The 9,496-nt window shown below is 74.4% G+C and carries 8 protein-coding genes and 1 pseudogene; 3 read left to right on the top strand and 6 right to left on the bottom strand.

What is annotated here, in order from left to right; all coding sequences use genetic code 11:
- Positions 1 to 547, bottom strand: a 547-nt coding sequence (locus tag FAF44_RS49595; RefSeq protein WP_237110453.1) for an RICIN domain-containing protein, incomplete at its 3' end; no start/stop codon positions are given.
- Between the two features lie 488 nt (positions 548 to 1,035).
- Here FAF44_RS49595 and FAF44_RS49590 point away from each other — a divergent pair.
- Positions 1,036 to 1,470, top strand: a complete 435-nt coding sequence (locus tag FAF44_RS49590) for a VOC family protein (protein ID WP_237110452.1) — start codon at positions 1,036 to 1,038, stop codon at positions 1,468 to 1,470.
- A 14-nt stretch (positions 1,471 to 1,484) separates the two neighbouring features.
- Here the strand turns inward: FAF44_RS49590 and FAF44_RS49585 are convergent, their stop codons facing one another.
- Both FAF44_RS49585 and FAF44_RS49580 read right to left on the bottom strand, forming a co-directional pair.
- Positions 1,485 to 2,201 carry an MgtC/SapB family protein gene (locus FAF44_RS49585; RefSeq protein ID WP_237110451.1) on the bottom strand — a complete coding sequence of 239 codons (717 nt, stop codon included), beginning with the start codon at positions 2,199 to 2,201 and terminating at the stop codon, positions 1,485 to 1,487.
- A gap of 61 nt (positions 2,202 to 2,262) precedes the next feature.
- Positions 2,263 to 2,586: a cupin domain-containing protein gene (locus tag FAF44_RS49580; RefSeq protein ID WP_237110450.1), complete on the bottom strand. Its 324-nt coding sequence runs from the start codon at positions 2,584 to 2,586 to the stop codon at positions 2,263 to 2,265.
- A gap of 71 nt (positions 2,587 to 2,657) precedes the next feature.
- Here FAF44_RS49580 and FAF44_RS49575 point away from each other — a divergent pair, with 71 nt between their 5' ends.
- Positions 2,658 to 3,650 carry a helix-turn-helix domain-containing protein gene (locus FAF44_RS49575; protein WP_237110449.1) on the top strand — a complete coding sequence of 331 codons (993 nt, stop codon included), beginning with the start codon at positions 2,658 to 2,660 and terminating at the stop codon, positions 3,648 to 3,650.
- A gap of 263 nt (positions 3,651 to 3,913) precedes the next feature.
- Positions 3,914 to 5,686, top strand: a complete 1,773-nt coding sequence (gene kstD / locus FAF44_RS49570; RefSeq protein WP_272896118.1) for a 3-oxosteroid 1-dehydrogenase — start codon at positions 3,914 to 3,916, stop codon at positions 5,684 to 5,686.
- Between the two features lie 9 nt (positions 5,687 to 5,695).
- Here the strand turns inward: kstD and FAF44_RS49565 are convergent, their stop codons facing one another.
- The 3 genes and pseudogenes from FAF44_RS49565 to FAF44_RS49555 form a co-directional block, all read right to left on the bottom strand.
- On the bottom strand, positions 5,696 to 6,955 hold the full coding sequence (locus FAF44_RS49565; protein ID WP_237110448.1) for an amidohydrolase: 1,260 nt from the start codon (positions 6,953 to 6,955) through the stop codon (positions 5,696 to 5,698).
- Positions 6,955 to 8,943, bottom strand: coding sequence for a hydantoinase B/oxoprolinase family protein (locus FAF44_RS49560; protein WP_237110447.1), 1,989 nt, complete (start codon positions 8,941 to 8,943; stop codon positions 6,955 to 6,957). The genes FAF44_RS49565 and FAF44_RS49560 overlap by 1 nt, the downstream gene beginning before the upstream one ends.
- Before the next feature lie 2 nt (positions 8,944 to 8,945).
- A pseudogene (locus FAF44_RS49555) lies at positions 8,946 to 9,496 on the bottom strand (hypothetical protein); the annotation flags it as partial.

Genomic DNA, 9,496 nt, shown 5'->3' with positions numbered 1-9,496 from the left:
GGTCGGGGCTGGTGGTCGGGCCGCCGCCGGCGGGCTGCAGGGTCCACTGCTTGGTGGCGACCGAGTCGCAGGAGTTCTGCTGCAGGAGGGCGTCGGCCGCGGTGGAGTTGTCCTTGACGTTCAGGCACTTGCCGCCGTTGGCGTTGACCACCCGGTAGCCGCTTCCGGAGGTGACCAGTTGCCAGGTCTGCGAGGTCGCGCCGGTGCACGTCTCCTGCTGCACCGCCTTGCCCGCGCTGGTGGAGGCGTCGCGGACGCCGAGGCACTTGCCGCTGTGCGCGGCCTTGATCTGGTAGTCGCTTCCGGCGGCGGCGAGCGTGAACACCTGCCCGGCGCAGGCGCTCTGGACGAGTTGCACGCCGTCGCCGGTGCTCTGTCCCGGCACGGCGGCGCACAGGCCGCTGCCGCCGTTGACCAGCGTGTAGTCGCCGCTGGACGGGGCCGCCGAGGCGGGCAGGTTGAGCACGGCGATCAGGCCGCCGGTGGCGACGAGGCCGGCGGTCATGACGACCGTCACCCTCCTGATCAGGAAATCGTTCGTGCGCACGTTTGAACCTCCTGGATGTTCGCTCCGGCGCTTTCTGCGGCTCGTCGGCGTTTCTGGGCGGTTGTCGGCGCGCGCATGTCGCCGCAGACAGGTCTTCGCACTTTCAGACACCAACCGGTTGCAGACACAGTGGCGTTACACGGAGGAAACGTCAATACATCCGGGCGAAACTGCAAACCATGCTGGGTGTCTTGGCTGGTCGTGTCGCTTTTTCTGCAACAACCGATTGCAAAAATGCGGCGGGTTGCAGTGAATCGGCGAGCCCGTGAAAGTTTCAGCGAATTCGGCTGCCGGCGCGGGATGCTTTTCCCGGCGTCACCTGCGCGAGTTTCTCCACGGCGAGAACGATGAACGCCTCCGGGCGCGGTCCGGGCTTTTCCCGCGCGCCCGGTCGTGCTTCACTTGACGGCCCGCGTGGCGGGTACCGCCGGTCCTGCCGTCGGGGCGTCCCTGGCCCGCGGCGCGGCCACCCGGCGATCCTGGTTGCCATGACCATGACCTTCCTGCACGACCATGTCGGCATCAGCGTGACACCGGACGACCTCGACGCCACCGTCCGGTGGTACGCGGACCACCTCGGCTTCGTCCTCGACCAGCGGTTCGAGGCCCACGGGACGACGTTCGCCTTCCTCGCCAACGGGCCCGTCCGGATCGAGCTGCTCGCGGGTGCCTCCCGCCGCCACCCGGCCCCGGCCGGAGACGTCCTGGAAAGCCTGGACCCGGAGCGGCTGCACCACTTCTGCCTCGCCGTCGAGGACCTCGACGCGGCCGTGGCCGGGCTGCGCGAGCGCGGCGTGGAGCTGATCGGCGGCCCCATGGAGGTGCCCGCGATCGGCCGGCGCATCGCGTTCGTCACCGACAACGTCGGCACCGTCATCGAGCTCGCGGAGTCCGGTCCCCCGACCTCCGGCGCGCGCGGCTGACCGCCCCGCGGGCGTCAGGCGGCCGAACCCTCGATGTCGGCGCTCGCCACCGCGCGCACGCCCTCGACCTCCGCCACCGCCGCGATGAGCTGGTCGATCGGCCCCGCGCCCTGCACGACGAGCCAGATCGACACCAGGTGCGGCTCCCGGCGCTCGCGGTGGCGTTCCATGCTCAGCTCGGCGATGACGAACCCCTTGCCGGTGCAGATCGACAACACCCGCCGCAACGCGCCCCGCCCGTCGAGATACGTCACGTGCAGCCGGGACAGGGTGAAGCGCGAGCGGGGCAGCAGGCCCACCAGCGGCGTGAAGGCGAACACCACCAGGAAGTGGCCCGCCGTCACGGCCACGGCCAGCAGCCACAGGCCGGCCCCGGCGGCCATGCCGACCGCGCAGGTGAGCCAGACCACCGCCGCCGTGGTCAGCCCGCGCACCGCGTCGCGGCGCACGAAGATCAGGCCGCCGCCGATGAACCCGATCCCGGACACGATCTGCGCGGCGACCCGGGAGGGATCGAGGGTGACGTGCTCGCCCAGGACGTCGAAGAAGCCGTACTTGGACACCAGCATGATCAGCGCGGCGGCGAAGCCGACGAGGGTGTGCGTGCGCAGCCCCGCGCTCTTCTGCCGGACCTCCCGCTCCAGCCCGATCAGGGCCGACAGCAGCAGCGCCAGCCCCAGCTCGCCGAGCTGTGTCCAGCCCTGGCCGGTGAGGCCCCCGACGCTCGCCATCCCCATTCGTCAGGACGTCCCCGGAACGCGTCGTGATCACACGCCGGCCACCGGTCTCTGACTACCGGGTGAGGATGCTGATGCCCAGCATGCGCGCGCCGGTCTCGGTACGCGGGCGGTGCGCGCTGCCCGGCGCGAACACGACGTAGCTGCCCGGCCCGAGCCGCCGTCCCCGGTCGATGAACTCGCCCGAGAGCACGTAGTAGCGCTCCTCGCCCTCGTGCACGTCCACCTCGGGCCACTCGCTGCCCGGCGCGAAGTCGTACATCCAGCCGCGGGCCCACTCGGTGGCCGGCAGCCGCCGCCGGACGATCCCGGGGACCACCTCGACCGGTTCCACCTCGTCCACGTGCAGGATCTGGACGTCATTCGATTCATCCGTCATGCCCCCATCGTCCCGGTGCGCTGCCCGTCCGGCCCAGTGTCTGTATTGACGGCCACAGGTACTTTTCTGCCATGAACCTGCACCGGGTCGTCGCGCTCGTCCTTCCGCCGCAGTCCACGTTCGAGCTGGCCTGCGCCGCCGAGGTGTTCGGCGTGAGCCGCCCCGGGGTGCCCGCCCGCTACGAGTTCGGCGTGTGCGCCGAGCACCCGGGCCCGGTGCCGACCCTGGCCGGCTACGACATGGTGGTCGGCCAGGGGCTGGCCGCGCTCGACACCGCCGACACGGTGGTGGTCCCCGGCCGGCAGCGGCCCGACCGGCCCGCCCCGCCCGCCGTGCTCGACGCGCTGCGGCGGGCCCACCGGCGCGGCGCCCGCGTCGTCGCGATCTGCTCCGGCGCGTTCCTCCTGGCGGAGGCCGGGCTGCTGAGCGGACGCCGGGCGACCACCCACTGGCGGATGGCGGCCGACCTCGCCGCCCGCTTCCCCGACGTCCGGGTCGATCCGGACACCCTGTACGTCGACCTCGGCGACGTCGCCACCAGCGCCGGCTCCGCGGCGGGCATCGACCTGTGCCTGCACCTGGCGCGTACCGACCACGGGGCCGGCCACGCCGCGCGGATCGCCCGGCACATGGTCATGCCGCCGCACCGCGAGGGCGGCCAGGCGCAGTACGCGGCCGTCGCGCCGCTCGCGCATCCGCCGGGGTCGCTGGCCGTCGTCCTCGACTGGGCCGTCGAGCGGCTGCGGGAGCCGCTCACCGTCGAGGACCTCTCCGCGCGGGCCGGGACCTCCCCGCGCACGCTCGCCCGCAGGTTCGCCGAGCAACTCGGCGTCGCCCCCGGGCGGTGGCTGCTCCAGCAGCGCGTCATGGCGGCCCGTGCGCTGCTGGAGGAGACCGACCTGCCGGTGGAGGCGATCGCGGCCCGGGTCGGCCTGTCGTCGGCCGCCAACCTGCGCAGGCGCTTCCACGCCATGGTGCACACCACCCCGGCCGCCTACCGCCGCGCCTTCGGCCACCACACCGGCCCCGCGCGGGCGCGTGAGCCCGTGCGGGCGGACGCGTGAATCCGCGCAGGGCCGGACGCCGGGTCCTGCACGGGCGGACGCCTGACCGCGTGCGGGGCAGGCCCGCTATCCCGTGCGGGGCAGGCCCGCCACCCCGCGTGGGGCCGGCCCGCTACCCCGCGTGGGGCCGGAGGCCTGGCCCCGTGCGGGCGGATGCGTGGGTCCGTGGGGGTCGTGCGCAGGGGGTGGGTCGGCGATTGACAGGGTAGCCAACCAAGCGCATGCTCGGGTTCCGTTCGAGGCCCCGCAGAAGGGACACGTCGATGGAATCTCCCGCGCCCGCCTCTCCCGACCTCACCCCCGCAGGCCGCACCCGCCGCTCGCTGCTCATCGCCGGCGGCATCGTGGCGACCGGCGCGGCCCTGGGCCGCACGCCCGCTCCCGCCCGCGCCGCCACGCGGGACGCCGAGTACGACGTGGTGGTCGTCGGCGCGGGGGCGGCCGGGATGACCGCCGCCCTCACCGCGGCGGCCCGCGGCCTGCGTACCGTCGTGCTGGAGAAGGCCGCGACGTACGGCGGGTCGGCGGCGCGCTCGGGCGCGGGCATCTGGATCCCGTGCAACGAGGTTATCCTCGCCGCGGGCGTGCCGGACACCCCGGCCAAGGCCGCCGCCTACCTCGCCCGGGTCGTGGGGGACACGGTGCCGCTCGCCCGGCAGCAGGCGTTCCTCGCCGCCGGGCCGCCGATGATCTCGTTCGTGACGCGCAACAGCCCGCTGCGCTTCCGGTTCATGGACGGGTACGCCGACTACTATCCCGAATACCCCGGCGGCATGCCGAACGGCCGCTCCATCGAGCCCGCCCAGCTCGACGGCAACCTCCTCGGCGCCGAACTGGCCCGGCTCAACCCGCCCTACATCCCGTCGCCGGCCGGCATGGTCGTCCACAGCGCCGACTACAAGTGGCTCACGCTCAGCGCGGTCAACCTGAAGGGGGCCGAGGTCGCCGCCGCCTGCCTGCTGCGCGGCACGGAGGCGGCCCTGCGCGGGGAACGTCCCCTCACGATGGGCCAGGCGCTGGCCGGCGGGCTGCGCGCGGGGCTGCTCGCGGCCGGGGTGCCGGTGCTGCTCGACACGCCGCTGCTCGACCTGCACGTGGCGGCGGGCCGGGTGGCGGGCGTGGTCACCCCCGCCGGGCTGGTCCGGGCCACGCGCGGCGTCATCGTCGGATCCGGCGGGTTCGAGCACAGCGCCGCGATGCGCGCCGAGTTCCAGCGCCAGCCCGTCGGCACGGACTGGACGGTCGGCGCCGCGTCCAACACCGGCGACGGCATCGAGGCGGGCGAGCGGGCCGGGGCGGCGCTGGAGCTCATGGACGACGCCTGGTGGGGGCCGTCCGTCCCGCTGCCCGGGGAGGCGTACTTCTGCCTGGCCGAGCGCACGCTGCCGGGCTGCGTCATGGTCAACGGGAACGGGGCGCGGTTCGTCAACGAGGGGGCGCCGTACAGCGACGTGGTGCACGTCATGTACGACCGCGACTCCCCGTCCGCGCGGCACATCCCGGCCTGGCTGATCGTCGACCAGCAGTACCGCAACCGCTACCTGTTCAAGGACGTCGCCCCGCTGCTGCCGCTGCCCGCCTCCTGGTACGACAGCGGAGCCGTGCACAAGGCCGCCACCGTCGAGCAGCTCGCCCAGCGGATCGGCGTGCCGCCCGCGGCGCTGCGCGCCACGATCACCCGCTTCAACACCTTCGCCGTGACGGGCCGGGACGAGGACTTCCACCGCGGCGACAGCGTCTACGACCGTTACTACGCCGACCCGAACGTCCGGCCCAACCCCTGCCTGGCGCCCCTGTGGCTGCCGCCGTTCTACGCCTTCAAGATCGTCCCGGGTGATCTCGGCACCAAGGGCGGGATGCGGACCGACGCGCGGGCCCGCGTGCTGCGGGCCGACGGGTCGGTCATCCCGGGCCTGTACGCGGCCGGCAACGCCAGCGCGGCCGTCATGGGCCGCAGTTACGCCGGTTCGGGCTCCACCATCGGCCCGGCCATGACGTTCGGCTACGTGGCCGCCAACGACCTCGCCGGCGCGTGAGCGCGGCGCTCAAGGCGTGCGCGGGTCTTCGTCCTGCGGGGCGAGCCAGGCCAGGGCCGCCGTGACCAGGGCCTCGACCCCGGCCGGCAGCGTCGGGAAGATGACCGGCGCGAACGCGGGGGAGTGGTTGCCCGGCACCTCCTCCGTCAGCCGGCCTTCCCGCTCGGCCCGCTCGTACCGCTCGGGGTCGGCGCAGCCCAGCCCCCAGAAGACCGAGGGCGCGCCGGCGGCCGAGCCGATCACGCCGAAGTCCTCGCTGCCCATCAGCGGCGCCATGTCCGTCACCCGCTCCGCGCCGAGGCGGGCGGCCAGCGCCCGGCGGACGCGGGCGGTGGCGCCGGGGTCGTTGGAGGTCACCGGGAAGGAGTTCAGGGTGCGCAACTCGGGCGGGCGCGGCGCGCGGGACGCCTGCGCCTCGGCCCGCGCCACCCGCTCGACCCCGTCCAGCAGCGCGCGCCGGACCTCGGGCGAGAACGAGCGGAGGTTGACGGTGAGGCTCGCCTCGCCGGCGATGACGTTCTCCTTGTGGCCGGCGTGGATCTGCGCCACGGTCAGCACGGCCCGCTCGAACGGCGACACCTCGCGCGAGACGACCGTCTGCAACCGCATCACGGTGGCCGCCGCCAGCACGACCGGGTCCACGGTGCGCTCGGGCTGCGAGCCGTGGCCGCCCCGCCCGAACAGCCGGATCTCGATGCTGTCGGCGGCGGCCATGACCTCGCCCGGACTGATCAGCACCCGCCCCGCCGGATACGGGAACACGTGCTGGCCCAGCACGACGTCGGGACGTCCGATGAGATCGAGCAGCCCGTCGTCCACCATGGCCCGCGCCCCGCCCGCGATCTCCTCGGCCGGCTGGAACAGCGCCACCAGCGTCCCCCGCCAGCCGTCGCGCCCCTCGGCCAGCTCCCGCGCCGCGCCGGCCAGGCACGTCACGTGCATGTCGTGGCCGCAGGCGTGCATGACCGGGACCTGCCGGCCCTCGGCGTCCGGCATGGTGGCGGTGCTGGCGTACGGCAGGCCGGTCGCCTCCGACACCGGCAGCGCGTCCATGTCGGCGCGCAGCACCACGGTCGGGCCGTCGCCGTTGCGCAGCACGCCCACGACGCCCGTGCCCCCGACCTCGGTGCGCACCTCGAACCCGGCCGCGCGCAGCCGGGCGGCGGCCAGGCCCGCGGTCCGCTTCTCGCGGAAGGGCAGCTCGGGGTGGCGGTGCAGGTCGCGGTAGAGGTCGGCGAGGTCGTCCTCGGCCGCCGTTCGAGTGGTCATCAGGATGCCCGTTCCAGTGCGACGATCTCTTCGGCGAGTGTACGGCGGGCGCGCTCGGCCTGCCCGGCCGTGGGCGCCGTGCGCGGGAACCGCGCGGGGAGCCCGGCCAGCACGGTCGTGTAGAGGGCCGTGCGGCGGGCCGTCCGCGCCGCGAGCGGCAGCCGGAACAGGGCCGCCACCAGGCGGTCCACGCTGGCGGTGTCGAAGACCGACTCCCACGCCTGCCGCTCGGGGCCGCCCGGCGCGACCTCGTCCCGCCTCTCGCGGGCCGCCCGCGTGGCCTCCTCGTCCACGACCGGCGTCTCGCCCGCGCCCAGCACCACCCCGTACGCGCGCGCCGCCGCCTCCCGCGTGACCACGCCGCGCTCCACGTCGCGCAGCACCGCCTCGGGATCCCGGGTGAACGGGTCGCCGTAGCCGCCCGCGCCCGAGGTCAGCAGGGTGACGACGTCGCCGCGCGCCAGCTCCAGCACGTCGATCTTGTCGTGCCGGCGCTCGCCCGGCGTGCCCGCGTTGACGATCAGCTCCGTGGGCGCGCCCGGCCCGCCGCCGCGCACCCCCCACGGCCGGAAGCACATCCGCTCCAGCCCTCTGGCCAGCAGCTTCGCGCCGTCACCGAGCACGCGGAAGGTCAGTTCGAGCCCGCAGCCGCCCCGCCAGCGGCCCGCGCCGCCCGAGTCGGGACGCAGGCCGTAGGTGAGGATCTCGACGCCGATCTCCGTCTCCACGGTCTCGACCGGGTTGTTGGACAGGTTCGAGATGCCGCTGTCGCGGCCGTCCACGCCGTCCGCCCCCTCGCGCGCGCCGGTCCCGCCCACCATCGGCTCCAGCACCTGGACGTTCTGCCGTCCGCCGCGCTGCTCGGCCACCACCACCGGCACCACCAGGCCGCTGGAGGCGGCCGGCAGCACGTGCGGCGCGGCCAGCCCGAGCGCGCCGCCGACGGCGTCGTTGACCCGGTTGGCCGAGGCGTGCCGCACCCCCACCGCCGCCGGGGGAACGGGATTGACCAGCGACCCCACCGGGGTGGTGACGCTGATCGGCGCGATGAGCCCGGCGTTGAGCGCGATGCCGGGGTCGAGGGTGCAGATGAGCGCGAGCACGCGGGTGGTGATCCAGGCGTGCGTGCGGCCCAGCGTCGCGATGTTGAACGCCGCCGCCACCTGCGGGTCCGTGCCCGTGAAGTCGAGGTGCAGGTCGCCCCCGGACAACGTCGCGGTGACCGACAGCCGCACCGGGACGGCGGAGACCGCGTCGTCGTCCAGGTAGTCCACGAAACGGTGGGTCCCGTCGCCCAGGCTCGCCAGCGCCGCCCGCGCCTTGCCGGCCGTGTAGGCGACCAGGTCGCGCTGGGCGTCCAGCACGGTCGGCGCGCCGTGCTGGGCGATCACCCCCGCCAGCCGCTCGCGCCCGGTGCGCAGGGCGGCGCGCATGGCGCGGATGTCGCCCAGGTTCGCCTCCGGGGTACGGCTGTTGGCCATGACCAGCGTCTCCACGTCGCGGACGGTCTCACCCGCGCGCACCAGCTTCACCGGCGGGATCTGCAGCCCCTCCTGGAAGATCTCGTCGTTGACCGGCGACAGGCTGCTCGGCACCCGCCCGCCGATGTCGGAGCAGTGGATGAACGCCCAGCCGTAGCCGATCAGCTCGCCCTCGTGGAAGTACGGCTCGATGAGCTGGATGTCGGTCAGGTGCGTGGCCAGGCCCCCGGACCGGTAAGGGTCGTTGGTGATGATCACGTCACCCGGCTCCAGCGGGCCCGCGGCCTCGACGGCGGTCAGCACGTTCAGCCCGACGAAACCGGACACGCCGATGCCGCGCGGGTAGGCGGCGAAACCGCCGTCGAGCCCGGCGAAGGCGCAGCAGAAGTCGGCGGTCTCCTTCACGTACAGGGACCGGCTCGTACGCTGCAGCGTCAGGCACATCTCCTCGGTCATGGCCGTCAGCCGGTTGCCGACGATCTCCAAGGTGACAGGGTCGAGCCGCACGGTCATGCCTTTCTGAGGTGGAGGTTGCCCGCCTGGTCGACGTGCCCGGACCAGCCGGGCGGCACGACCACGGTGGTGTCGTCCTGCTCGACGATCGCCGGGCCGGACAACTCGTCGCCCACGCCCAGCGCCGCGCGCAGGTGGACGGCGGCCTCGTGCCGGACGCCGGCCAGCAGGACGCTGCGGCGTCCGGCGGGGCGGGGCGCGCCCGAGCCGGGCGGCACGGTGACGGGCGGCAGCGCGGCCACGGGGCCCACGACGCCGAGGCGGGCGGTGCCCAGCTCGATCGGGGCGTGCTGGTCGCGGAAGCCGTACAGGCGTTCGTGCTCGGCGTGGAACGCCTCGGCGACCGCGGCCGCGTCCAGGGGGGTGGGCGGCAGGGGGACGCGCAGCTCGTACGCCTGGCCGGCGTAGCGCATGTCGGCCGCCACCGACAACGCCGCCACCACACCCGCCGCCGTGCCGTGCTCTGGGCCGTGCTCTGGGCCGGACTCTGGGCCGGTTTCGGGTGATGGTGCCGGGTCCAGCGTCGGGCTCAGGGCCGGGGGCGTGG

The sequence above is a fragment of the Nonomuraea sp. MG754425 genome, from assembly GCF_021699195.1.
Lineage (GTDB): Bacteria > Actinomycetota > Actinomycetes > Streptosporangiales > Streptosporangiaceae > Nonomuraea.
Note: the sequence above shows the minus strand (reverse complement) of the source record. Positions and strands in the feature narration are given on the sequence as shown.